We start from the raw sequence: 23,840 nt of genomic DNA, 5'->3' as shown, positions 1-23,840 counted from the left end.
ATTTGTCAAGGTGTCTAAATAAAATTGAGCACCTTTTAGACTTGAAATTTCTCTTGATTGTCAACTTTCAATTTGATTAAAAACAATGCTCTTAAGTCAACTGGTTAAAATCCCAGATCTGGTCCATCCAGCCTTCATAGAAATCAGGTTCATGGCAGACCATAAGGATGCTGCCCTTGTATTCTTTCAGAGCTCGTTTAAGCTCTTCCTTGGCATCGACATCCAGGTGGTTGGTCGGCTCGTCCAGCACCAGAACATTATTTTCTCGGTTCATGAGGAGGCAAAGGCGAACCTTGGCCTGCTCCCCACCTGAAAGAACCTGAATCTGGCTCTCGATGTGCTTAGAAGTCAAGCCACATCTAGCTAGAGCCGCTCGGACTTCTGCCTGATTAAGTGCCGGAAAGGCGTTCCAGACTGCTTCCAGCGGTGTCTGACGATTGCCACCTTCGACTTCCTGCTCGAAATAACCCAGCTCCAGATAGTCCCCACGCTCGACCTGACCTGAAATAGGCGGGATAATCCCCAACAAACTCTTGAGCAGGGTTGTTTTTCCAATCCCATTCGCTCCGATGATTGCTACCTTCTGATTGCGCTCAAAGGTCAGGTTAAGGGGCTGGGTTAGCGGTCGGTCGTAGCCAATCTGCAAATCCTTGGCTTGGAAAATAAAGCGGCCAGGTGTCCGGGCAGGTTTGAAGTCAAATGAAGGCTTAGGCTTCTCACTCTGCAGCTCAATAATATCCATCTTATCCAGCTTTTTCTGGCGGGACATAGCCATATTACGGGTCGCCACGCGGGCTTTGTTGCGAGCCACAAAGTCCTTGAGGTCCGCAATTTCCTTCTGCTGGCGCTCATATGCTGCTTCCAGCTGAGATTTTTTCATCTCATAGACTTCCTGAAACTGATAGTAGTCGCCAGAATAACGAGTCAAGTGCTGATTTTCCACATGGTAGACGATATTGATCACATCATTCAGGAAAGGAATATCATGCGAGATCAGAACAAAGGCATTTTCATAGTTCTGTAGATAACGCTTGAGCCAGTCAATGTGCTCAGCATCTAAATAGTTGGTTGGCTCGTCCAAGAGCAGGATATCTGGTTTTTCAAGAAGCAGCTTAGCCAAGAGAACCTTGGTCCGCTGCCCACCAGATAGCTCCGTCACATCACTCTCCATACCGTAGTCCATGACGCCCAGAGCCCGTGCAACCTCGTCAATCTTGGCATCTAAAGTATAAAAATCTCGGCTCTCCAAGCGGTCCTGCAGCTCGCCCACTTCTTCCATCAGGACATCAACATCGGCTCCTTCCTCAGCCATGCTCATATATATTTCATTGATACGAGCCTCGGTCTTGAAAAGCTCGTCAAAAGCCGTGCGCAAGACATCACGGACAGATTGACCTTGCTCCAGCACAGCATGCTGGTCCAGATAGCCAGCCGTCACATACTTGGACCACTCAACCTTACCTTCGTCCGGCAGCATTTTACCCGTCACGATACTCATAAAGGTTGACTTTCCCTCACCATTGGCGCCGACCAGACCGATATGTTCACCCTTGAGCAGGCGGAAGGATACATCCTCAAAAATAGCCCGGTCTCCGAAACCGTGGCTGAGATTTTTTACTTCTAAGATACTCATTTTTTCTCCTCTATCATTGATTGCAGTTCCTTGATTATACCATCAAAAGGGATTTTTTGGCAAGACAGAAGAAAAGGAAAAGCGAGCCACTTAAGTCTCGCTTGCTTATTCTCAATTCGCATGATGCGTATGCTTGGTAATCCACTGGGTCAGTTTGATTTTCAGCCAAAAGCCATAAATACCACAGGTAACAATGGTCAATAGCCACCACTTAATCCAATTCCCAAAAAGCTGCATAGCGGTACCGTCAAAGTAAAGGCGGTGCCCGTCAATAACTGTATGTTTTATCTTCCAATTATACAGAATACACATGCCCCAAGGTGCACAAATTCCCAGCGTAAATACTGTAATCAAGGTAGCTAAAATCACATGACCGATGTAAGAAAAGAGACCACCATCAAAATAAGACTCTTTGTACATACTATCTCCCCCTTTAAACCAACTCTTTCAGAAATTGAATCAGGGTTTCTGCAGAGCGTTTACCAGCTTCAAGAATAAATTCATCAAAAGTGACATTGGCATCATGACTAGCTGTGTCGCTCATTGCGCGAATAACCATAAAAGGCAGACCAATCGAATGTGTAGCTTGAGCAATAGCTGCGCCTTCCATCTCGACAGCCAAGACATCTGGAAAATGCTCCTTGATGCGATCAATCTTGTCTTGACCTGCAACAAAGCTATCACCTGTCGCAATCAAACCTACCTTTGCCTTTTGATTGGTCTTATCCAAAATTTTCTTCATTTCAGCAACCAGATAGCGACTTGCTTCAAAATAAAGCGGCTGTCGTGCCATCTGACCGTAGTCATAGCCAAAGGCCGTCACATCCACATCATGGTAGACCAGACGATCTGCGACCACCACATCGCCGATAGCCAGACCTTCTGCTACTGCTCCAGCTGAGCCTGTGTTAATCACGGCTGTGACCTTGAAGTCATTGACTAAAACAGCCACACTCATAGCGGACATAACCTTGCCAATCCCGCTTTCGACCAACACTACTTCATGGTAGCCAATAGAGCCCGTATGATAGACGTGCCCCAAACGCAGGTGCTTTTGCGGATTTTTCAAATGCTCCAGCAGAATCTTCAACTCCTCAGGCATGGCTGCGATAATTCCAATTTTCATATAATACCTCAAATCATCTGATGAAAAAGAAGCTTAGACAGGCTAGGCTTCCTTTTAAGTGCAATAGAGCTGGTTTTTAAGGCCACCAAATAATAGCAGCAATCAAACCAATCAGCAGGATAACTACCCAAAGGAGAATCTTATTGAGTTTGGCTTGAAAGAGGCTCCGCTTTTGGTTTTCAATCCGACGGCTCTTAGTCACGGTCGGATCAACCTCAATGTGCAGAGTCTCATCCGTAAACTCCTCTTGGTTTTGAGCAGTCTGATAGCCAAAACGACTCTGTTGAGACCGAGCTTCTTCATAACCAAAGCGGTTTTGAGGGCTCTGATAGCCAAATTGAGTATCCTGTCGGCTAGACTGCTGCGAGCTAAAGGAGCTTCTGCCAGTTGAAAGAATCTTGGTTTCCTCGTCATCCATGAGAGGCGGCCCCGAAATATCCTCACCGCGGTTGGCCCGCTCAATGATTTCATCTGTTAATAAAGCTTTTCCCATTGATCTACGTTCCTATTTATTCAGATTTTTTTGTTGCCAGTACTGAAGGGCCATGATGGTTTTGGCATCGCAGATGTCACCGTTTTGCAGCAACTGATGCGCCTCCTCCAGACTGACTTCAAAAAGTTCCAATGTTTCATCCTCGTCTTGGGGGCGAGGGTTTTCGACCTTTGTCAAATGGCTGGCGCTGTAGAGCTTGATTTTTTCATTGCAAAAACCGATGGCAGAGTAGAAATCATAGACCAACTCCAGCTGTCCTGTGTAGCCGGTCTCTTCTTCTAATTCTCGAAGGGCTGCTGCTTGGGGATCCGCATTCTCTCCTACCTCCAGCTTGCCAGCTGGAATCTCGTAAGAAGTTGCTTCAATCGCCTTGCGGTACTGCTTGACTAAAATCATCTTATTTTCCGGGGTGATAGCAATTACAGCCACCGCACCATTATGAAAAATCAAATCTCGTTGGGCTTGACCTTTGCCTTCTGGCAGCTCCACCTGGTCCTGAACCACTTTAAAAATCGGTCCCTGATAAATCTCCGTCCGTTGGACGGTTTTTTCTTCAAATTCCATGACTGAACCTACTTATTTTGAGGGTGATGAGGAAGACGCTTAGCATAATCTTCCTTGTTAATCTGACGGCCACGTCCCAGAGCAATGGCATCTGCTGGTACGTCCTTTGTAATAGTAGAACCCGCACCGACCAGTGAGTTGTCACCCAGCTCAACTGGGGCAATAATGGTCGAGTTGGAACCAACAAAGACATTGTCGCCAATGATAGTCTTGTACTTCTTCTGGCCATCATAATTGACCGTAATCGTACCTGCACCAAAGTTGACATTAGCACCAACTTCAGAGTTTCCAATGTAGGTCAAATGGCCAGCCTTGGTATTTTCTCCAATTGACGATCCTTTAACTTCAACAAAGTTACCGACATGGACATCCTTAGCCAGACTAGAACCTGGACGAATATGAGCGTAAGGTCCGACCGTCACTCCATCCGCAACACTTGACTCCTCAATCATGGAGTTGGTGATAACGGTTCGCTCTCCAATGACAGAGTCCACGATGTAGGTACCATTGGTCAGGATAGTCTCTGCCCCAATCTTGGTCTGACCTTTCAAGGTCACATTTGCTTCAACTTGAACTTCAGGCGCAATTTCCACATCCACATCGATATAGGTCGCATTTGGATTGACAAAGCTGACACCGTTGACCATATGCTGCTGGTTAATCCGGCGGCGCATGATTCCCTCAGCTGTAGCTAGAGCCACGCGGTCATTAACCCCCAGACTTTCATCAAAGTCTTTGAGCGTATAAGCACCGACTTTTTCACCATTCTCGCGGAAAATACCAATCACATCTGTGATATAGTATTCGCCTTGAGCATTATTAGTATTGATATTTTTGAGGGCTTCAAAGAGACGAGCATTGTCAAAGACGTAAGTCCCCGTATTGATTTCCTTGATCTGCTGCTCAAAGTCAGAAGCATCTTTCTGCTCAACAATTTTTAAGACCTCGTCGTGCTGATTGCGAACGATACGGCCATAGCCGAAAGGATTATCTGCTTCTGCCGTCAGGATAGTCGCAACATTCTTGTGGTTGATATGGAAGTCAATCAGATTTTTCAGGCTTTCTCCTGTAATCAGAGGAGTATCGCCAGCAATGACCAGCGTCTGACCTGTCAGATTTTCCAAAACAGGCTCTGCCATCATAACGGCATGACCCGTTCCCAACTGCTCAGTCTGACGGACAAAGTCTGTCTGACCTGCCAAGACTTGCTCGACTAGCTCTGCCTTGTGCCCAACAACTGTCACGGTCTTTTCTGGATTAATGGCATTGACACTGCGGAACACATGTTCCAGCATGGAAATTCCTGCAACCTTGTGCAGTACCTTTGGTAAATCTGACTTCATGCGAGTACCTTTACCCGCAGCCAAAATAATCGCGTAATTTGTCATCAATTATCTCTTATCTCTTTTCTGTAGGATATCACCTTTATTATATCACTAAAAGGTAATTTTTAAAAATTTAAAATCAAGCCATTCCCTTAAAAATCTGCAACGAAAAAATTTTTGCACAAAAAAATCAGCCTTTAAACAGCTGATTTTGCTTCTTTTTCTTTGATTTTCTTTGGAAGATGGACTTTTGCTTTGCCATAGTCCTTGAAAACAGCCCGCTGCTTGAAGTAAATCAATTCTCCATCTAAGGCTGTATCTTCATCCAAATCCATGGTCATATCAATAGAGCGGATGGTCCGAGTCTTAGGGTCAACCACAAAGGCAACCTGACACTTCTCAATATCGATGGTCGTATCATAATGTTCATCATTATAAGCATAGTAGAAGGCATCGATAAGGTCATAGGCCAAATCACCTTCTGCTGTCACCGAAAACTCATAGCCCCCGTCCACTTTTTTCTTAGTCAGTTCTGACTCATTATCTACCATGACCTGCAGCAAAGCCTTAAAAGAGGACATGCCCGAATAGCCATCAATATGTTTCCGAGAGTCGGTGTCATCAATGGTCTCAAAGCCGTCTTTTTCTTCCAAGTACATCCGATCTTCGCTGAAATAATGGGTCAGTTCTTGATCATCATAGGTTTCGTAAAGCTTAGCTAAATAAGGTGAATCTGAAACAGTCAGCTGTTTAACCGTCTTGGCTTTTCTTTTTTTGTAGCCTTCTAGATAGGTCGACTCAGACAGCCGATCCATGTAAAAACTATCATGATCGAATTTTTTCAAGGATGCATCCACTACAGCAGACAGCTTAAAGCGGGATTCAAGAGCTTCTGCGATTCCTCCAGGTTTAAAGTAAGTATAGAGAAAGGTTCCGCCAATCAGTACAAAGCAGACACAGCCGTAAATGATAAAAAAATGAACCTTCTTCAAAATCAATCCTCCTAGAAGCCTTCTGTCATTTTATAGCTTATATTATAAGCTTTTTTAGAGCTATTTTCAATCTTTTTTCAGGAACGGTCTTTGAAGGCTGTAGCGGAAGAAAGGCTAATTTGTTTTTCAAACTCTCAAAGCCATTGCCAAATGTATCTACAAGTCAAGTAGCCGCTGCTTTTTGAATACTTAGTATCTCAGCACTCTTTCTCATTTTTAGCCAACTGCTGGCGAAGCTTGCTAAACCATTCCAACTGAAAGCGGGCCGAATCCAGCCCAAATTCGAGCGTCTTCATTTCAAAATAGCCAATCTGGGAAATACTTTCAGCTAAATCAGCCGCCTGACTGGTCTCTATCAGCTCTGTAGCCAGATGGCTGTTCTGCTCTAGATAGGCCTTTACTTTTTCCTGCTCCTCCGTAAAACGAATCGCGTCTTTGACAGCTTCAAACTCTTGGACTTCAACTTCCAGTCCCTCAATAGTCAAATCCAGCATCTGGAGCTGCTCTTTCTTAGGTAGATAACCCATAAAGAGGAATTTCCCCAAGTCCATATTTTTGTTCTTGCTCATGTCGATAGGTGTTTTAAGCCACTCCAAAAACAAGATTCGTCCAGAAGCAGTAATGGCATATTCCTTTTTCATTTTTCCTTTTTCTACGTACTCCGAATAAGTCACTGCTCCTTGCTGGGACAGTTTTTTTAAGGCTGCTTGGATACTTCCCAGACTATCGCTGCACATGGAGCTGAAATTTTGCCGCATCACCTGACGAATTTCATAAACTGTAAAATGTTTTATCATGAGTAAGCCTAAAATTAATTTATCCATTTCTCCTCCAAATCACGATTTCTTTATATACCTAATAGTAACATTTTTGTTTCGATTTATCAAGGACAAACAAAAAGCCTATTCAAAAATAGACTTAAGCTTGATCCAGCGGATAGACCTTGCGAAATTCTTCTAGGACGACACCCGTTTCTTGGGAAAATTCCAAACCGGCTTCCGCCAGACACTCCGTAAAAAATTCCTCATGGACTTGTTGCCAGTAGGCCAAGGATTTGTCTCCTTCTCCTTCCTTAAAGGCGTGTTCGGCTGAAACCTCATTAAAAGGTACCACAGAGACTTTGGTGATTTCGATGATACAGACGGCTCTATTCCGGCTGTCTAGTATGATATCGAAAGTTCCTACTTGAGGTAGAGGCTCATTTTCAAACTTATAGAGCTCATAGACCGAAGCCGTCGCTGTCTTTTCACCACACAGCACTAAGTCAGCAAGCTCATCTGCCAAGTCACCGAAGGCCCAGGCGTCAATATCGTCGCCAATCTTTGGATTGATTTTCTTGTATGCCTGCCACATTTCTTTTGGGGTCATCACTTCTCCTGTCTTTCTAAAATGATAATTATTGTTTATAAAAAATCTTCCTACAAAACTGTATCTTTATCAAAATCCATAAAGTCATCATGCTCATAATAGTAAATCAGAGCCTGTAAACACTCTTGATCAGTCACTTCTGCTTTCTGCTCCATGACTGACAAGAGAACATCCGCAAAATCTTCACCGTAATAAATCAGCTCCAGTTCTTGCTCCCTTACTTGTCTAGGGTAAACATCCCTATTATCCACCACTTGAGGATAATCAGCAAGCAAGTAGCTGTCCTGAAAATTCAGTTCTCCATTTTCCTTAGCATATAAGCAGAAATCATCATCTAGCTCTTCCGATTTTACAGCCTCAATGATATCTTTTAAGTCATAGCTTTGGTTTTTCTTCATTGTTCAAAAGTCCCTTTCCATTCATAAGCCGGATAAGCTCCTAGAAACTGATAGCCCAAGCTTTCTGCGACCTTCTTGGAAGCTTCATTGTGCGCATCCCAGAGAGGAAAGAGCGAGCGTTTTTGGGCTTCTAAAATCATCTGGGCACCTAAATTTTTGGCCAAGCCCTGCCTTTGGTAGGCCGGTTTGATAGCAATTTCAATCTCAAGGGCTCCATGATAGACCAATCCTATCGATACGCCAGCGATGATTTCCTCTCCTAAATAGAGCAAAAAGCCAAAGCCACCCGCCGCTTGAAAATAGTCAAAATCGGAAAAGTCACCCTGCAAATCCTGAGACCAGACTTCCTCAGCCAAACGCTCATAATTCTCCTTATCAATCGGACAAAGATGGTAGTTTGCTGGTAGCCTGCGCTGCCATTTCTCCAAAACCTCTGCGTCAAAGTCAGCCCTGTCCACAAAAGCATAGCGAGTGAACTGCTGCAGCTCACTCTGACTATCCAGAAACTCTTGCCAACTGCGCTCCTCGGAGATAATGACCTTGTCAGCTAAACTATATTTTTTGCTAAAATCCTGCCAAAAATAACAATCCACCTGACCAGCAGGAAAGATGAAATTTCCTAGTTGGTAAAGGCAGGATGTCTCAGGCGCATTCATGAAGAACTGCCCTAGGCCAGCATCCAAACCGTAAAGTACCATATTTTTGGTCCAGGATTGGAAAAAAGTATCCTTTGCCTTCATTCTTTACCTTCTTTCAGATGCAGTTCATTGATTTTATTCGTCCAGATATAGCCGTCAAAGCCCTCTGGGATATCTTTTAGACTATGGATATGATCGAAACCTTCTGATAAATCGCTGCCGCCAGCTGTTAGCTCAACCCGTGTATTGACAGCTTCCATTCTTTCCATAAATTTGTTTGGCCAACCCCATAAGAATTTGGCATATTTCAAAGGAATGCGCAGCTCTGCATTTTTCATTTCCTCAGGGATATAGCCCGTAAAGCCCAATAATTCATATTGGATAAGAGCATTAAGCATGCGATTTTTGGACAAGAGCTTGAGACTGCTGCTCTGACTGCGCAACCAATGAACGCCTTCCTCGCTTGCCCCACAAACACTGAGTTTGTTTAACCTTTTGGGCGAGAGCGTTTTTAGCTTTTCCCACAAGACTTTATAGGTTTCTAATTTCCCGTCTTTGACCTCAATCACAAACTCCTTGTCTGGAAAGGCCTCAAAAACCTCATCTATTGTGGGCATCTGGCCGACTCCTTTTCCTCTAAAAGGATAGGTTTTTCCGCCATCAGCCGTATAACCGTAACCGATATCCATCTTTTTGAGCTCAGCCATCGTATAGTCCTGAATTTCTCCCTCAATGCCAGTTTTGAATTCCAGAGTTGCATCATGAAAGACTGCTAGTTGCTGGTCTTTGGACAATTTCACATCAAACTCCACTGCATCCGCTCCTAGGTCAAAGGCCGCCTGCATCGAAGAAAGGGTGTTCTCAAGATAGGGATGCGTAGGCGGGTCAATCATGGCTGCCGTATTGCTATCCCAGTCCGCTTTAGATTCATCAAAGGTCTGCGCAAGTCCTCGATGAGCTAGGATTTTATATTCTTTCCCATCTTTATTAGAAAAGAGGCTTGTATTGTTTAACCAGATAAGAAATAGCAGGGCTAGACAAAACAGATAAATCTTCTTGCATTTTTCCCATTTAAACATTTTATTTCCTTACTTCAAACTCCAGCCGCCGTCAATTTTGATAATCTCACCCTGCATAGCAGCTGCCTTGCCACTGGCTAGAAAGAGGCTAACATTAGCTATTTCCTGAGGGTCTAACCAGCGCTTGATCGGCGTTTCCTCAGCAACCCAGTCTGCCAGTCCGTCTGGCTCAAAGTCGGCGGCAGTCATAGCTGTCTTGACAGCGCCTGGCGCCAAGCCAAAGACTTGGATATTTTTATCCGCATAGTCTAAGGCTATCTGCTTGGTCAGGCCAGCCAGAGCATGCTTAGAGGCTGTATAGGCAGCACCGCCGCCGCCAGCCAGAAAGCTAGCAATCGAGCACATATTAATGATGATACCAGACTTTTTCTCCAGCATTTTCTGCAGATAAAAGCGAGTGATTTTCATGGTAGCGGTCAGATTGAGCGCAAAAATCTGCTCCCAGTCCTCGTCGCTGGTCTCGTGCAGGGGACGATAATCGTCCAAAATACCTGCTGTATTGCAGAGAATATCCACCTCGGGCAAGCTGGTGAAGAGCGGTGTCAAATCCCCTGTCAAATCCATCTTGACAAAACGAAGCTCATTGAGAAAGCCAGGATTTTCATCCTTGTCCACCCCATAAACCCGGTAGCCATTTTCCAAAAAAGTCAGAGCCTGAGCTCGGCCGATGCCTGAGCTAACTCCCGTCACCAGTACTGTCTTAGTCATCTACTTCCACCCAATCTGTCGCGAGCACATCGCAAGGAGTCGGACTCCACATGGAGAAGCCCTCCCCCTCACCAGAAACATTGATGAGGAAATAGGGTGTCACCTCGAGAGCCACCCCATTCTGCTCAATCGTGTCAAAGAGCTGGACGTAGTTCTCTGCCCCGCCCCAGCCTGTACGCACATATTTTTTCTTGGCCTTAAGGCCAGGTAAAATTTCTTCAAATGTCATGGTTTTCTCCTTTGTTTATTGGTAATCTTTGACAAATTCCCTGCTAGCCACCAGCAGTCGTAAGTATATTGGACGACTTTTTCTTGACTGTCAACAAGTTTTTCTGTTGCTTTGCAACAAAGTCTAAAATTAGGTGTTTTTCTCCATCTCCACAAAGAGATGAATATCACCATTGCTTTCCTGCGGGATGCGCCTCACCACTTCAAAGCCCATGCTGAGATAAAGCTGTTGGGCTCGGTGATTGAAATCAGCCACGGATAAACTTATGACTTGGGGCGCAAATTTTTCCATGATAAAGTCCAGAATTCCCTGCAGAAACGCAGCGCCCTGACCTTTTCCACAGTGCACCGGCTTCATCCCCAAACCAAGCTCCAAAGTGCGCTCTCCTTTCTGCTCCAAGCAGAAAAATCCATAGAGTTCCCCATCCCGCAAGACTTGATAATAACGGTCCCCACGCGCTTTTGGGGAAATCATTTCTTCATAATCTTCCAGGTCATTTTTCATATCATAAAAATCATAAGGCGCCTCATAATGCCAGTCGTTAGCAATTTCTAAAGCATGTTGCTGGGTTAGCGGTTCAATCATCATCTACTCCTCCTTTCTCTAAAACTCCCAATAAAATCGTTTCTGGTCTGCTTTTTCGCTGCAGCCGAGGCTGCGATAAAATTCATGGGCTGCGGAGCGGGAAATGCCTGAATTAATCCGAATTCCTGTGTAGCCTGCTGCTTTTCCCTCTTCACGCAAAGCTTGCATCAGCGCTCTGCCATGTCCCTGCCCTTGAAAATCCTGAGCGACGGCCAAAGCCAAGAGATTGAGCAAGGACGGGAAATAGAGACAGTCGTAGCTAGCCGCATGAGCATAGCCTATGACCTGACCGTCTTCTTCAGCTACCAAAATCAAATGCTGGTCATTCTCTAGTAACTTTTTCAGTTGAGCCTTCGTCGCTTCCCTAGCGAAGTCATAGCCCAGACACTCATCATTGAGCCGCTGAATGGCTGCAGCATCTCTTAGTTTTACTTTACGAATCATCTGTCACCTCGTTCTTCTCTTTATTATAGCAGAAAAGCAGTCTCTTTGACTGCTTTCAATGAACTATTCTCCTATCTGTCCCTTCAACCAAGACTCCGCCTCTTCTAAAGGCTGGTCTGTTAGGACATCGGGCTGAATTGCCTCATTCTCATAAAGCTTGCCCGTGCGATCTAGGATACTCGAGGTAGTCAAGAGCAAAACCGCTCCATCATATAGTTGATAATAATTATTTCCCGTAGTATAGCTTGCCGTTGGCTGACCAAAAATTTTAACATTTTCAAGTCCCTTAAAAGCTAAAACAGTTATCTCTCCTGAGCTACCTGTTTTCCCATTGATAAGGACAGCTATTGGCACTTTCTTTGCTTTCTCATCAGTCTGCTCCAGACCAAGCTGCTTAAGGACATCTGATCGCGAAACCGCGCTCTTGCTTCCATTTTTATAAACGAATCGGAAGAGGTCTTCATCAGGCAAAAGAGAGGACATTCCAGCAATCATCGGATACATATTCCCGCCAGTATTGTCTCTCAAATCCACTACAACCGCCTGATAGTCATCCCTTTTAAGAGCTGCTGAAAGTTTCTTAGCATAAGCCTCCGCTGCCTGTGCATCACCTGTGAAAGCAGGAACTTTTAAATAGAGAATACCCTCCCGATTCTGCACTTCAGGCTGATTTTTGCTTTCTGGACTATTTTCGGGATTATCCTGTGGACTTAAAAAATAAGAATGCTTCCCGCCAGCCTCTTTGGTTAATTTTTCCAAGACAGGATAGGTATCTTGATAAGTCTTGGCAGATTCAAGCTTCTCTAAGTCTTTGTTTTTCTCATTTTCCCAGTCTTTGCCCGTATAAAGACCGAAATCAAGCTTTTTCACAACCGAGCGAGCGTAGTCCTGCGGACTAGGTGGAAAAAGAAAAATGCCGTAGTCTGGACCAAAGTAGGCCAGAAAACCTATTAAAAGAGCAAGCAAAACCAGTACTGTTCCCAAGCAACCTAAAAGGACTTTTTTCATAATTGCACAACCTTTCTTGTTAGGATTCCTGAGCTGATTATAGCAAAATAGAGACACGTTTTCCATGTCTCTACCTTACATTTATCATCGTCAATCTTACATTTTTGTAAGACGATTTCATTTACATCTACAGAAGCTTATTTCCATCTCTCACTCTTAGAGAATGCAATCATCAAACCAGACCCAGCTAGAACTGCCAGAATAACGAGACAGATATTTTTCAGTGGATAGAGCCAGTCTTTATTTTCCTCATGCCAAGTTGTCTTCCAAAGCCGAACATACTCAGCATGCATATCTTCGGACTGGTTCAGCTGAATATTAATCACAATCGCCAGTAAAATTAGGGCGATAAAAGCAAGGGCAAAGAGCCAGATTTTCTTCTTTTGGGTTAGATTAAGGTTCTTCATACTTTTCTACTTCTACTTTCTGTTTAATAGCAATACTTCACCCTACTTCTCTTTTACAGCAATTTCAGAGTTTCGATAACCATAAAATCCATAGATAAGACTTCCCAGCGCTAGGGCAATTCCAAAGGCCTGCCAGGTTTCCTTAGTATACTGGGTCATAAAGGACAGGCAGATGATAATGGACAAAATCGGTGTCAGAGGTACCAGAGGTGTTTTAAATTCCCCAGCTTTGGGCATTCCTTGATCTTTCCGCAATTTCAAGACAGCCAGTGCCAATAAAATCAGATAGGCCAAGGTACAGATATTGAGGAAAGAAGCGATGCTAGCCAAGGGGAAGATACCGGCACAGACAGCTGAGGCAATCCCTACTAAAATCGTGGCATTCTTTGGCACCCGACTGGTCTCTGTCAATTTCTTGAAAGAGCGAGGCAAGAGACCATCACGCGCAATACTGTAAATCATCCGCGACAGGGCGTAGGTCATGGAGATACAGACCGTAATCAGTGTTAAAATAGCGACGACAGAGATATAGTTAGCTGCCCAACCAAGTCCGACGCTGCGCAGGGCAAAGGCCACCGCATCTGAAACATCCAGCTTGCTATAGTGGACAATCCCAGTCAAGACCAAGGTCACCAAAATATAGAGAATGGTCACAATGCTCAAGGATAAAACAATCCCGCGCGGAACATTCTTTTGGGGCTCCTTGATTTCATCGACCGCCATGGAAATGGACTCAAAGCCTAGAAAGGCAAAGAACATGAGTGAAGCCCCGGCCATGATGCCGACCTTACCGCCATAAATTTCTCCGAAGCCAAAAGGTGAAAAGTTAGACCAATTTTCTGGTTTGATGAAGAAAAAACCTGCAATGATAAAGAGTGCCAAGGCTGAGAATTTCAAGACCACCAAGGCTGAGTTGAAGCGCAGGGCTGCCTTTGAGTTCAAAAGGACAACCCCTGTAACAAAGACCAAGACCAGAATAGGCAGCAAGTCCACATAAGTACCTGCTTTTGGATTGAAGGTGCCATTCAGAGCTGCCGGAAGCTGGATACCAAAGCCGCTAAGCAAGCCCTTCAGATAAGAGCCCCAACCAGAGGCAACACCTGAGATAGCGGTCATGAACTCCATGATAGTTAGCCAGCCAGCCAGCCAAGCAGGAAATTCTCCCAGAACCGCATAAATATAACTGTAAGCTCCGCCATTAGCCGGAATCCGTGAGGCAAACTCAGCGTAAAAAAGAGCCGAAATACTCACACAAAGAGCTGAAATGACAATCGAAACAGTCAGAGCAGGTCCAGCATATTTGGCCGCTCCAGTCCCTGTAATGGTGAAAATCCCAGTTCCTACCATGGCCCCAATACCAAGCAAAATTAAATCAGGAATTTTCAAGTGACGGCGCATACCCGTTCTGTCCTTACTGGCATCTTTTTTTCTAAAAATATTCATCTATTCTTATTCTCCTAATTGCATTAACGCCCTATTTTATCATATTTCCTCCCTTTTAGGAATCTTTCTCAGAAAAATACCGAAAAGAAAGGCTGAGAAAAATCTCAGCCTAGGTCTTTAAAATAGATGAAAGATATATAGAGCCTGTTTCTGCTATCACATAGCCACAATTTTGCGATAGCTGCGAGAAGTAATGAGAAAGACACCGACATATACTGCAATAAACAGAGCACAAACACCCAGAGTCATCACTAACATGAGTGTGGCATTCAGCACCCCTAAAGCAGATAAAATCAAGCTCAGCATGTGATAGGCAAATGCCAAATGAAGAAAAGCAAAGATTAGTGGTAGGAAAAAGACTATCAGAATTTGCCTACGAATCGTTTTCTTAATTTGTTTTTCGTCCAATCCAACCTTTTGTAAAATAACAAAGCCTTCTCGATCTTCATAGCCTTCAGAAATCTGCTTGTAGTAGATGATAAGAACAGTTCCAAGCATAAAAACGATTGATAGGAAAATTCCAATAAAGAACATACCACCTAGCATTCCTTTTATTTCTTGCTTATCGAAGGCTGTCACCGAACCATAAATACCTTGATTTTCAGGTAAGGTGGTATTAAAACTGCTTAACTTTTCTTGGTATGCTTCTTTTAGTTTTCTCTGTTCTTCTTTTGGAAGCTTGAGATTTAATCCTCCATAATAGTTAACATTGACAGCGTAATCGTTCATAAATGAAGAAAAGATTTGACTCGGATTTTTAGCTACCATATAGATTTTTTCAGGCACTATCATATTCATCGGATCGGGTATATTACCGAAAACGAAATCTTCTTTTAATTTTCTCTTGATTTTTAAATTTTTATCAGCTAGCTGTAAATCTTTTTTGCTATCTAGTTCCAGTCCTTGCTCAAATATGGCTACTTCATCATCTTTAAGCTGAAGATTTTGACCCGTCATTCCTTGATAATCACTCTCAGAAATGGCCAAAATATAAAGATTTGGAGTGAATGATTTCTGTCCCTTAGAATAAATATCTAGCTGATTACCAGTTCGGCTTCTAACTCCTATCGTATAATACTGGTAAATAACTTTTTTACTAATCTGCAGCTGCTGCTCTTGAACAAACTCTGTCAAAGCTTGATCCAGCACCTCACCTGTTATTTCTTTTCCTTGGATACTGAAATCATGCGGGAACATGGCATTCTGCATATAATCACCACCAGCATAAATGTTAGCTCCACCAGATAAGGTAACCAGAACCATTGTCGACAAAATAGAAATCGTCGCTAAACCGATTGCATTTTTCTTCATTCGAAAAATTAGATTAGATACCGAAATCATGTTATCAGGCTGATAATAAAACGTCTTCTTCTTTTTCAAAAATTGCAAGAAAACAGTTGTTCCTGCATTAAAAAGCAGATAAGTCCCTAGAATAACAAAAAGTACGGCCACGAAGAAAATGATAATGGCTGCCATCGGATTAGATACACCTAAAGCAAGATAATAGCCAAAAGCGAGAGAAGACATACCAATAATAGTTTGCAAGAGTAAAAAGCGACTCTTTTTCTCTCCGCTATTTTTTTCTTTGACTAATTGTAGAGCATCAAACTTTCTTAAGTAAAAGCCATTTTTAATCAGCAAGCAGAAAAATACAAAAGCATAGAAAATGATAATCAATACCAATACAAAAGGTTGAAATGTCGAAACCAAAACCACCTTGGTACCCATGAGCTTGAGCAAAAAGGCATAAATCAGCTGGTCAAAGAGAACACCAATAGTCAGCCCCAAGCTTACAGCCACTAGCCCGAAGATTAGTAGCTCAATAAAGGTCATAACAAAGAGATGACTCTTATTAAGACCTAGCATACCATAAAGTCCCAGCTCCTTGGAGCGATTCTTCATAACAAATTGATTGGCATAAAAGACAATAATTCCAGCTGTGATGTTTACAATAACAACCCCTAGGACCAAAACGAGGATAACAGAGCTGGCCCCTGTCATTTTGGATAGATTGGGATTAAAAGCCAAGGAGTTGAAAATATAAGAAATGGCTACAGCCACACAGGTAGCCAGTGCAAACGGATAATAGAGACGGCGGTTCTTAATCAGATTGGATACCGCCAATTTTGCTGCTAATCGAAACACTAGTCCTTCACCTCACTTGCCATAACTGTCAGAGTATCAGAAATCTCTTGGAACATCTGTCGCTCGGTCTTGTCACCACGGAAGATTTGGTTGTAGAGAATCCCATCCTTGATAAAGAGCACCCGCTTGGCGCGGCTAGCCGCCGCCGTTGAGTGGGTCACCATGAGAATGGTTTGACCGCGGGCATTGATATCGTCAAAGACATCAAGCAGAGCTGCCGAAGATTTGGAATCCAAAGCTCCCGTCGGCTCGTCCGCCAGCAGAATCTCAGGATCTGTGATAATGGCCCGAGCTACTGCAACCCGCTGCTTCTGGCCACCGGAAATCTCATAAGGAAACTTCTCTTGCAGCTTGTTAATCCCCAGCTCGTTGCAGGTCGTAACCAGCTTTTGCATCATCTCGGTAATGGGACGACGAGAGAGGACTAGCGGCAGAAGAATATTATCCTTGACTGATAGGGTGTCCAGCAGGTTGAAATCCTGAAAGACAAATCCTAATTTTTCTCGGCGGAAACTGGAAGCCTGGCTGTTTTTGATGGTTGCTGTGTCAGTTCCGTTGAGAAAGACGCGGCCCTCAGTCGGCTTGTCCAGCATGGCTAGGATGTTGAGCAGGGTGGATTTCCCAGAGCCTGACTCCCCCATGATGGCGACATACTCGCCTTTTTCTACCGTAAAGTGAATGTCTTTCAGTGCCTCTACTTGGCTGCCCTGAAAGCGGGTTTTATAAATCTTTTTCACGTGTTGTACGTCTAATAATGTCATACTCGAACCTCTTCTTTATTTAACTTGATACTACTATCATACCGGAAAGACAGACAAGTTTCCATAACCTAATCTTTCATTTTGCCTGCCAATCTTACATTTTTGTCATCTTGTGCTCCAAGTCGGATAAAGAGAAAAGTCAACTGACCTTTCTCTTATCCTTGAATACTAGAATCTCTCAGTGACTGTACTGCAGCCAGAAATAATATTGACTGGAAGCACAGCCTAGGCGAGTCTTCTCGATTTCTTGCTTGGAAATCTTTTGAGCTTTGGGTTTACTTTGGCGATGGTTAAAAAGATTGATTTTCATAGCGAGCCTCCTTCTTGAAATCTGATTATTAGTTTGGAAGACGTTTATCTTCTTTTTCTTTACACTTATAGGATACCGAATTCCCAGACTAGCTGCCATAAGATAACCTTTCATTTTAGCCTTTAAACTTACATTTTTGTCACTTAGAAAAATAGTTTTCGATTTCCCTTAAACTGCGTCAATAGGCCTAAATTCACCGATACCTATCGGCTTCTTTCATCAAGCACATAAAAAAACAAGCGTCAATGTTCATTGACACTTGTTTTCTGTTTTATTTTTTGAAACGGATCCCGAAATAAACCCCACAACCAACTATCAGAATCAAACCGAAAGCAAGTAGCGTAAAGCTGATTTCTGTACCTGTGAAAGGCAGAATTTTCTTCGTCTTCCCCTTATCTCCAGGTTTATCTTGATTTGATTTTTTCGGATCTGGTTCATCTGTTTTTTTAGACGGATCCTTTTCTGGGCCAGTCGGTTTCGTTTGGTCAGTTACGACTAACGTCCCATCCTTGTATTCTACTGTATTTCCATCGGCATTTACAACTGTTACTGTGCCATCGAGATTCACTTGGAACACAATGTCGGTAACAGCTAGATAACCGGTTGGGGCTGCAGCTTCATGGAAGGTATATACTCCAGGAGCTAATTCAAGCTCGTGCGATGTATTTGCTTCTGAAGTCCATTTTGCTACAGGATTGCCAGTTGCCTCTTTGCCTTGGAAAATTTGAATCTCTGCACCAGCGATTTCTGTACCGCCAAGGTTGACCTTACTGAAGGTCACCTTACGTGGAAGATCATCGTCTTTATCCGTTACTGTAACAGTTGAGCCGTTTGTTACGACCTTGTTCTCTTCACCCTTGAAGTCTTTCTCACCAACGTTTGTCACTTCCACTGTGCCGTCTTGTTTGACTTGGAAAGTGATGTCGGTTACTTTGAGGTAACCGGTTGGGGCTGCTTCCTCATGGAAAGTATAAGTACCTGGAGTCAAGTTGATATCCTTAGACTTGTTAGCTTCGGATGTCCAGCTTTCGACAGCTTGACCTTCTGCTTTATCGCCCTTGAAGATCTTTATTTCCGCACCAGCGATTTCTGTACCGCTGAGATTAACTTTACTGAAAGTAATAGTCTTGGGACTGTCATCGTCTTTATCCGTTACAGTAACTTTAGAACCATCGGTTACGACCTTGTTGTCTTCACCTTTAGAGTCTTTTTCGCCAACATTGGTTACTTTAACTGTTCCATCATAGTTAACTTGGAAAGTGATGTCGGTTACTTTGAGGTAGCCGGTCGGTGCTGCTTCCTCATGGAAAGTGTAAGTACCAGGTGCTAAGTTGATATCTTTAGACTTACCAGCTTCGGAAGTCCAGCTTTCTACTGCTGTACCTTCAGCTTTATCGCCCTTGTAAATCTTGATTTCAGCACCAGCGATTTCTGTACCGCCGAGGTTGACCTTGCTGAAGGTAATCTTACGTGGGAGATCATCATCCTTATCGGTTACTGTAACAGTTGAGCCGTTGGTTACGACCTTGTTGTCTTCGCCTTTAGAGTCTTTCTCTCCGACATTGGTCACTTCCACGGTACCGTCTGTTTTGACTTGGAATGTGATGTCAGTCACTTTAAGGTAACCGGTTGGTGCTGCTTCTTCATGGAAAGTGTAAGTACCAGGTGCCAAGTTGATTTCCTTAGACTTACCAGCTTCGGAGGTCCAGCTTTCTACGGCTTGACCTTCTGCTTTCTCGCCCTTGTAAATCTTGATCTCAGCACCGGCGATTTCTGTACCGCCTAGGTTGACCTTACTGAAAGTAATGGCTTTTGGACTATCATCGTCTTTATCCGTCACTGTAACAGTTGAGCCGTTAGTTACGACCTTGTTGTCTTCACCCTTAGCGTCTTTCTCACCAACATTGGTCACTTCCACTGTACCGTCATGTTTGACTTGGAAAGTGATATCGGTCACTTTGAGATAACCGGTTGGAGCCGCTTCTTCATGGAAGGTGTAAGTGCCAGGTGCTAAGTTGATGTCCTTAGACTGATTAGCTTCCGAAGTCCAGCTTTCTACGGCTGTGCCTTCAGCTTTATCGCCCTTGTAAATCTTGATCTCAGCACCTGCGATTTCTGTCCCACCAAGGTTGACCTTACTGAAAGTCACCTTACGCGGGAGGTCATCGTCTTTATCCGTTACGGTCAGAGTTGAACCATTGGTCGCAACGGTGTTAGCTTCACCCTTAGCGTCTTTCTCGCCAACATTGGTCACTTCCACTGTGCCGTCATGCTTGACTTGGAAAGTGATGTCAGTTACTTTAAGGTAACCAGTCGGTGCTGCTTCCTCATGGAAGGTGTAAGTACCAGGTTCCAAATTGATTTCTTTAGACTGATTAGCTTCGGATGTCCAGCTTTCGACTGCATTTCCTTCAGCTTTCTCGCCCTTGAAGATCTTGATTTGAGCTCCTGCAATCTCAGTACCGCCGAGGTTGACCTTACCGAAGGTTACCTTACGTGGAAGATCATCGTCCTTATCGGTTACAGTCAGTGTTGCTCCATTGGTCGCAACGGTGTTAGATTCGCCCTTAGCGTCCTTCTCACCAACATTGCTCACTTCTACTGTTCCGTCTGTTTTGACTTGGAAAGCGATGTCGGTCACTTTGAGGTAGCCTGTCGGTGCTGCTTCCTCATGGAAGGTGTAAGTGCCAGGTGCTAAGTTGATATCTTTAGACTTACCAGCTTCTGAAGTCCAGCTTTCTACTACTTGGCCTTCTGCCTTATCGCCTTTGAAGATCTTGATCTGAGCACCAGCAATCTCAGTACCGCCTAAGTTGACCTTACTGAAGGTTACCTTACGTGGGAGATCATCGTCCTTGTCAGTCACCGTAACAGTTGAACCATTTGTCGCTACGGTGTTAGCTTGGCCCTTAGCGTCTTTCTCGCCAACGTTTGTCACTTCTACTGTTCCGTCAGTTTTTACTTGGAAAGTAATGTCTGTCACTTTGAGGTAGCCTGTTGGAGCTGCTTCCTCATGGAAAGTATAAGTACCAGGAGTCAAGTTCAATTCTTTAGACTTACCAGCTTCAGATGTCCAGCTTTCTACTGGATTGCCTTCTGCCTTGTCGCCCTTGTAGATCTTGATTTGAGCTCCTGCGATTTCAGTACCGCCGAGGTTGACCTTACTGAAAGTTACCTTACGTGGAAGATCATCGTCTTTATCCGTTACTGTAACAGTTGAGCCGTTGGTTACGACCTTGTTGTCTTCACCCTTAGAGTCTTTCTCACCAACATTGGTCACTTCCACTGTGCCGTCATGCTTGACTTGGAAAGTGATGTCAGTTACTTTGAGGTAACCGGTTGGAGCCGCTTCCTCGTGGAAGGTATAAGTACCAGGTGCTAAGCTGATGTCCTTAGACTTGTTAGCTTCGGATGTCCAGCTTTCTACTGCTTGGCCTTCTGCCTTATCACCCTTGTAAATCTTAATCTCTGCACCGGCAATCTCAGTACCACCAAGGTTGACCTTACTGAAAGTAATGGCTTTCAGACTATTGTCCTCTTTATCGGTTACAGTAAGAACCAAGCCATTTGCTTCAACAGAATCTGTTGCACCTTTAGCATCAACTGTAATGGTACCATCGGAATGAACTGTGAATTTAATATCTTCTACAGCTACAAACCCAGCTGGAGCATGACTTTCTTTCAGAGAATATGTCCCCGGAGCTAATTTTACTACTTTAGATGCGTTGGCTTCGGATGTCCACTCTGCAACAGGTTTAGCTTCAGGACGAATCCGACTGCCTTTGTAAAGTTTCAGTTCCGCACCAGGAATCTCCTGCCCGTTTGGATCTACTTTTTTGATAGTCACATCACGTTCTGAGTCGTCATCCTTGTCTGTTACCTTCAAAGTTGCTCCGTCAGTCACAACCTTGTTGCTTTCACCTGTGGAGTCTTTTTCTCCGACATTGGTCACTTCCACCGTACCGTCATGTTTGACTTGGAAAGTGATGTCAGTTACTTTGAGGTAACCAGTTGGCGCGGCTTCCTCATGGAAGGTGTATGTACCAGGCTCCAAATCGATTTCTTTAGACTGATTGGCTTCGGATGTCCAGCTTTCAAGAGCTTGACCCTGCGCTTTGTTGCCTTTGAAAATCTTAATTTGAGCACCAGCAATTTCAGTACCGCCCAAGTTGACCTTACTGAAGGTAATGGCTTTAGGACTATTGTCCTCTTTGTCAGTAATCGTCAGAATTGAACCCGCTGCTTGAACGGTATCTTCTGCTCCTTTTTTCACAAGAGTAACAGTACCATTAGCACCTACTGTAAATGTGATATCTTCTACATATTGATAACCAGTAGGAGCGTTAGCTTCAGTCAGTGTATAGGTTCCTGGAGACAATTTTATGACTTTAGAAGTGTCAGCCTCAGAAGTCCAGTCTGCAACAGGAGCTTCTTCTTGTTCAACATGATCACCTTTATAGATTTTCAGTTGCGCACCAGGAATTTCTTTCCCGTTTGGATCTACTTTTTTGAAAGTTACATCCTGCTCGGTTACCGTCTTCTTATTGACGATTTCACGCGATACAGATTTGTCTGTTCCAAAATCCTGGGCACCAATCTTAATTTCCTCAGTTAATTTATCATATCCTCTAGGAGGAGTCACTTCACGGATGGTATAATCATCACGCAACAAGTCACCCAAGTTGGCATTTCCGTCAGAATCTGTAGTTAATTTCCCGACAACTGCACCGCTCCGATCACGAACAACTTCAAATTCTGCACCTTGCAGGTTCTCACCATTTTCATTGACCTTATGGAGCTTAATAGTGAAAACATAGCCTTCTCCAACACCGCCGGCAATCTGATAAGAGCGATTTTCAGCTGATGTCGTTGTTTGACCACCATTATAGGTCATGGTAGCACTATTGGAAACACGCTCACCATCAACAAGATCGTAATCTGCTTTTGTCTTATAGTCCAGCAAATACCCGAAACCATCCATGTCGCCAAGGTCGATCGTGAATCCATCACCAGCAGCATTTTCCGTGATTTTTGATTGGAAATTAGCTGTCACGTCTTCTGTTGAATCCCGCACCCAATCTCCATTATTCCAGCGCCAAGCAATTTTATAGACCCGAATTGAGTCCCTCATGATTTTAAAATTAGGCGAGGTAATTTTGTCAGTTATCGTTACTCCGGTATAATGCTCCATATTGCGGTTAATCGCAATATTGTAATGAACCTCGTTCTTACCGTCTTCTGCTGCCTGATAAGAGCTCTTCTCAATTTTTGAGTCATATCTTTTGGGTGGTCCATTATAATGAACGATTCCCGGATACAACATCCGACCTCCTACGGTAAATCCACCATTCAAGTCACCTTCTTGTCTCACAACATCATGGTCAACTCGTGCATAGAAGAAGAATTCTCCTTGGACACCAGACTTTTGCTCAACATAATTTGTATAGGTCAAAGTAATGGTCTTGTTGGTTGAATCCAAAAATCCATTTGCCACTACATTATCCGAGCCGTCCTTAAGCTCAATAGCTGAAGAGTTCCCAAAAGCATACTCAGAAGGCAAGGTGATTTTTGTCGTATCTCCTTGATGTACTTGGTTATCCGGCAAGACAAACTTTGCGTAAACTCGAAAAGTTTCCCAAATATCAATTCCCTGCGTCAAATCACCACCTGAAGAATTCTTCAGGCTCATCTCCGTGATAACATCACCAAACTCAGCTGCTTGCACCTGAGTAAGAGGAGCAACTGATGGCAAAATGACTCCTAAACAAAGAATAACAAGGTGGAGCAATGCTCTAATCCTTTTGTTCATGCAATTTTCCTTTCTCACAATATTCAGTTTTAAATGTACAATGTAATTGTATACTAACTGAGCTTCCCCATCTTGTCAGTGCCCGCTTTCTAGAAAACGAACATTTATAGATACATTACATCTACATTTTATCATACTATAAGAAAAATGGCTATACACAAAAGGAGATTTTTTTAACATTTGTTTAGCTTTTTGTCATTTAGAAAAGATGGAACTAATTGGCTGATGACTAGTGATAGAGAATCATCCAGACCACGGTTCTCATTATCGGCAATCCAAACAAATCGTTCTTGAATTTCAAATCCTGTACCCGCAGCATAACCCATCAGTAATATTAATTTTAGATCCTTGATGGAATAATATAATAGGCGGAAT

General features: G+C 43.6%; 23 protein-coding genes. All 23 read right to left on the bottom strand.

What is annotated here, in order from left to right:
- Positions 1-91 precede the first annotated feature (91 nt).
- The 23 genes from abc-f to O3620_RS05300 all read right to left on the bottom strand — a co-directional run bounded on the left by abc-f (position 92) and on the right by O3620_RS05300 (position 23,465).
- Positions 92-1,633 carry a ribosomal protection-like ABC-F family protein gene (gene abc-f / locus O3620_RS05410; protein ID WP_002918612.1) on the bottom strand — a complete coding sequence of 514 codons (1,542 nt, stop codon included), beginning with the start codon at positions 1,631-1,633 and terminating at the stop codon, positions 92-94.
- Positions 1,634-1,744: 111 nt separating this feature from the next.
- Positions 1,745-2,053, bottom strand: a complete 309-nt coding sequence (locus tag O3620_RS05405; protein WP_002918611.1) for a DUF898 family protein — start codon at positions 2,051-2,053, stop codon at positions 1,745-1,747.
- A 13-nt stretch (positions 2,054-2,066) separates the two neighbouring features.
- Positions 2,067-2,759, bottom strand: a complete 693-nt coding sequence (locus O3620_RS05400) for a 5'-methylthioadenosine/adenosylhomocysteine nucleosidase (protein WP_002918610.1) — start codon at positions 2,757-2,759, stop codon at positions 2,067-2,069.
- 76 nt (positions 2,760-2,835) lie between these two features.
- Positions 2,836-3,252: a cell wall synthase accessory phosphoprotein MacP gene (macP, locus tag O3620_RS05395; protein WP_002909235.1), complete on the bottom strand. Its 417-nt coding sequence runs from the start codon at positions 3,250-3,252 to the stop codon at positions 2,836-2,838.
- A 12-nt stretch (positions 3,253-3,264) separates the two neighbouring features.
- Positions 3,265-3,816 carry an NUDIX hydrolase gene (locus tag O3620_RS05390; RefSeq protein WP_002897133.1) on the bottom strand — a complete coding sequence of 184 codons (552 nt, stop codon included), beginning with the start codon at positions 3,814-3,816 and terminating at the stop codon, positions 3,265-3,267.
- 8 nt (positions 3,817-3,824) lie between these two features.
- On the bottom strand, positions 3,825-5,204 hold the full coding sequence (gene glmU, locus O3620_RS05385) for a bifunctional UDP-N-acetylglucosamine diphosphorylase/glucosamine-1-phosphate N-acetyltransferase GlmU (protein WP_371601505.1): 1,380 nt from the start codon (positions 5,202-5,204) through the stop codon (positions 3,825-3,827).
- Between the two features lie 134 nt (positions 5,205-5,338).
- Positions 5,339-6,133: a hypothetical protein gene (locus O3620_RS05380; protein ID WP_002909232.1), complete on the bottom strand. Its 795-nt coding sequence runs from the start codon at positions 6,131-6,133 to the stop codon at positions 5,339-5,341.
- Between the two features lie 197 nt (positions 6,134-6,330).
- Complete coding sequence (locus O3620_RS05375; RefSeq protein ID WP_371601504.1) at positions 6,331-6,957, bottom strand: PadR family transcriptional regulator; 627 nt, start codon at positions 6,955-6,957, stop codon at positions 6,331-6,333.
- Positions 6,958-7,051: 94 nt separating this feature from the next.
- Positions 7,052-7,501 carry an ASCH domain-containing protein gene (locus O3620_RS05370; protein WP_371601503.1) on the bottom strand — a complete coding sequence of 150 codons (450 nt, stop codon included), beginning with the start codon at positions 7,499-7,501 and terminating at the stop codon, positions 7,052-7,054.
- Between the two features lie 50 nt (positions 7,502-7,551).
- Positions 7,552-7,899: a hypothetical protein gene (locus tag O3620_RS05365; protein ID WP_371601502.1), complete on the bottom strand. Its 348-nt coding sequence runs from the start codon at positions 7,897-7,899 to the stop codon at positions 7,552-7,554.
- The gene (locus O3620_RS05360) at positions 7,896-8,639 is read right to left on the bottom strand and encodes a GNAT family N-acetyltransferase (protein ID WP_002918602.1); all 744 of its coding nucleotides are present in this window, start codon (positions 8,637-8,639) and stop codon (positions 7,896-7,898) included. Before O3620_RS05360 ends, O3620_RS05365 begins: the two co-directional genes overlap by 4 nt.
- Positions 8,636-9,616, bottom strand: coding sequence for a glycerophosphodiester phosphodiesterase family protein (locus O3620_RS05355; protein WP_002918601.1), 981 nt, complete (start codon positions 9,614-9,616; stop codon positions 8,636-8,638). Before O3620_RS05355 ends, O3620_RS05360 begins: the two co-directional genes overlap by 4 nt.
- A 9-nt stretch (positions 9,617-9,625) precedes the next feature.
- Positions 9,626-10,324 carry a 3-oxoacyl-ACP reductase gene (locus O3620_RS05350; RefSeq protein WP_002913309.1) on the bottom strand — a complete coding sequence of 233 codons (699 nt, stop codon included), beginning with the start codon at positions 10,322-10,324 and terminating at the stop codon, positions 9,626-9,628.
- A complete protein-coding gene (locus O3620_RS05345) occupies positions 10,317-10,553 on the bottom strand; it encodes a DUF2829 domain-containing protein (RefSeq protein ID WP_002899859.1) in 237 nt (78 codons plus the stop codon). Before O3620_RS05345 ends, O3620_RS05350 begins: the two co-directional genes overlap by 8 nt.
- 129 nt (positions 10,554-10,682) lie before the next feature.
- The gene (locus O3620_RS05340; protein ID WP_125356733.1) at positions 10,683-11,141 is read right to left on the bottom strand and encodes a GNAT family N-acetyltransferase; all 459 of its coding nucleotides are present in this window, start codon (positions 11,139-11,141) and stop codon (positions 10,683-10,685) included.
- A 15-nt stretch (positions 11,142-11,156) separates the two neighbouring features.
- Positions 11,157-11,582 carry a GNAT family N-acetyltransferase gene (locus tag O3620_RS05335; protein ID WP_268681529.1) on the bottom strand — a complete coding sequence of 142 codons (426 nt, stop codon included), beginning with the start codon at positions 11,580-11,582 and terminating at the stop codon, positions 11,157-11,159.
- 63 nt (positions 11,583-11,645) lie between these two features.
- On the bottom strand, positions 11,646-12,656 hold the full coding sequence (locus O3620_RS05330; RefSeq protein WP_125356731.1) for a S41 family peptidase: 1,011 nt from the start codon (positions 12,654-12,656) through the stop codon (positions 11,646-11,648).
- A gap of 71 nt (positions 12,657-12,727) precedes the next feature.
- Complete coding sequence (locus O3620_RS05325) at positions 12,728-12,997, bottom strand: hypothetical protein (RefSeq protein WP_002918590.1); 270 nt, start codon at positions 12,995-12,997, stop codon at positions 12,728-12,730.
- Between the two features lie 42 nt (positions 12,998-13,039).
- Positions 13,040-14,440 carry an amino acid permease gene (locus O3620_RS05320; protein ID WP_125356729.1) on the bottom strand — a complete coding sequence of 467 codons (1,401 nt, stop codon included), beginning with the start codon at positions 14,438-14,440 and terminating at the stop codon, positions 13,040-13,042.
- A 156-nt stretch (positions 14,441-14,596) separates the two neighbouring features.
- Positions 14,597-16,585, bottom strand: coding sequence for an ABC transporter permease (locus tag O3620_RS05315; RefSeq protein ID WP_268683205.1), 1,989 nt, complete (start codon positions 16,583-16,585; stop codon positions 14,597-14,599).
- A complete protein-coding gene (locus O3620_RS05310) occupies positions 16,585-17,346 on the bottom strand; it encodes an ABC transporter ATP-binding protein (protein ID WP_002894797.1) in 762 nt (253 codons plus the stop codon). Before O3620_RS05310 ends, O3620_RS05315 begins: the two co-directional genes overlap by 1 nt.
- A gap of 178 nt (positions 17,347-17,524) precedes the next feature.
- Positions 17,525-17,656 (bottom strand): hypothetical protein, encoded by a 132-nt coding sequence (locus O3620_RS05305; RefSeq protein WP_260425620.1) that lies wholly within the window; start codon positions 17,654-17,656, stop codon positions 17,525-17,527.
- 271 nt (positions 17,657-17,927) lie between these two features.
- Positions 17,928-23,465, bottom strand: coding sequence for a SpaA isopeptide-forming pilin-related protein (locus tag O3620_RS05300; RefSeq protein WP_371601501.1), 5,538 nt, complete (start codon positions 23,463-23,465; stop codon positions 17,928-17,930).
- Positions 23,466-23,840 lie beyond the last annotated feature (375 nt).

The organism is Streptococcus sp. 27098_8_134 (assembly GCF_041431675.1).
In the GTDB taxonomy this organism is placed as follows: Bacteria; Bacillota; Bacilli; order Lactobacillales; family Streptococcaceae; genus Streptococcus; species Streptococcus sanguinis_R.
Note: the sequence above shows the minus strand (reverse complement) of the source record. Positions and strands in the feature narration are given on the sequence as shown.

What these genes read in the sequence shown, in the direction of transcription:
- abc-f (WP_002918612.1), bottom strand. Translation starts at nt 1,633, where the DNA reads ATGAGTATCTTAGAAGTAAAAAATCTCAGCCACGGTTTCGGAGACCGG.
- O3620_RS05405 (WP_002918611.1), bottom strand. Translation starts at nt 2,053, where the DNA reads ATGTACAAAGAGTCTTATTTTGATGGTGGTCTCTTTTCTTACATCGGT.
- O3620_RS05400 (WP_002918610.1), bottom strand. Translation starts at nt 2,759, where the DNA reads ATGAAAATTGGAATTATCGCAGCCATGCCTGAGGAGTTGAAGATTCTG.
- macP (WP_002909235.1), bottom strand. Translation starts at nt 3,252, where the DNA reads ATGGGAAAAGCTTTATTAACAGATGAAATCATTGAGCGGGCCAACCGC.
- O3620_RS05390 (WP_002897133.1), bottom strand. Translation starts at nt 3,816, where the DNA reads ATGGAATTTGAAGAAAAAACCGTCCAACGGACGGAGATTTATCAGGGA.
- glmU (WP_371601505.1), bottom strand. Translation starts at nt 5,204, where the DNA reads ATGACAAATTACGCGATTATTTTGGCTGCGGGTAAAGGTACTCGCATG.
- O3620_RS05375 (WP_371601504.1), bottom strand. Translation starts at nt 6,957, where the DNA reads ATGGATAAATTAATTTTAGGCTTACTCATGATAAAACATTTTACAGTT.
- O3620_RS05370 (WP_371601503.1), bottom strand. Translation starts at nt 7,501, where the DNA reads ATGACCCCAAAAGAAATGTGGCAGGCATACAAGAAAATCAATCCAAAG.
- O3620_RS05365 (WP_371601502.1), bottom strand. Translation starts at nt 7,899, where the DNA reads ATGAAGAAAAACCAAAGCTATGACTTAAAAGATATCATTGAGGCTGTA.
- O3620_RS05360 (WP_002918602.1), bottom strand. Translation starts at nt 8,639, where the DNA reads ATGAAGGCAAAGGATACTTTTTTCCAATCCTGGACCAAAAATATGGTA.
- O3620_RS05355 (WP_002918601.1), bottom strand. Translation starts at nt 9,616, where the DNA reads ATGTTTAAATGGGAAAAATGCAAGAAGATTTATCTGTTTTGTCTAGCC.
- O3620_RS05350 (WP_002913309.1), bottom strand. Translation starts at nt 10,324, where the DNA reads ATGACTAAGACAGTACTGGTGACGGGAGTTAGCTCAGGCATCGGCCGA.
- O3620_RS05345 (WP_002899859.1), bottom strand. Translation starts at nt 10,553, where the DNA reads ATGACATTTGAAGAAATTTTACCTGGCCTTAAGGCCAAGAAAAAATAT.
- O3620_RS05340 (WP_125356733.1), bottom strand. Translation starts at nt 11,141, where the DNA reads ATGATGATTGAACCGCTAACCCAGCAACATGCTTTAGAAATTGCTAAC.
- O3620_RS05335 (WP_268681529.1), bottom strand. Translation starts at nt 11,582, where the DNA reads ATGATTCGTAAAGTAAAACTAAGAGATGCTGCAGCCATTCAGCGGCTC.
- O3620_RS05330 (WP_125356731.1), bottom strand. Translation starts at nt 12,656, where the DNA reads ATGGAAAACGTGTCTCTATTTTGCTATAATCAGCTCAGGAATCCTAAC.
- O3620_RS05325 (WP_002918590.1), bottom strand. Translation starts at nt 12,997, where the DNA reads ATGAAGAACCTTAATCTAACCCAAAAGAAGAAAATCTGGCTCTTTGCC.
- O3620_RS05320 (WP_125356729.1), bottom strand. Translation starts at nt 14,440, where the DNA reads ATGAATATTTTTAGAAAAAAAGATGCCAGTAAGGACAGAACGGGTATG.
- O3620_RS05310 (WP_002894797.1), bottom strand. Translation starts at nt 17,346, where the DNA reads ATGACATTATTAGACGTACAACACGTGAAAAAGATTTATAAAACCCGC.
- O3620_RS05305 (WP_260425620.1), bottom strand. Translation starts at nt 17,656, where the DNA reads ATGAAAATCAATCTTTTTAACCATCGCCAAAGTAAACCCAAAGCTCAA.
- O3620_RS05300 (WP_371601501.1), bottom strand. Translation starts at nt 23,465, where the DNA reads ATGAACAAAAGGATTAGAGCATTGCTCCACCTTGTTATTCTTTGTTTA.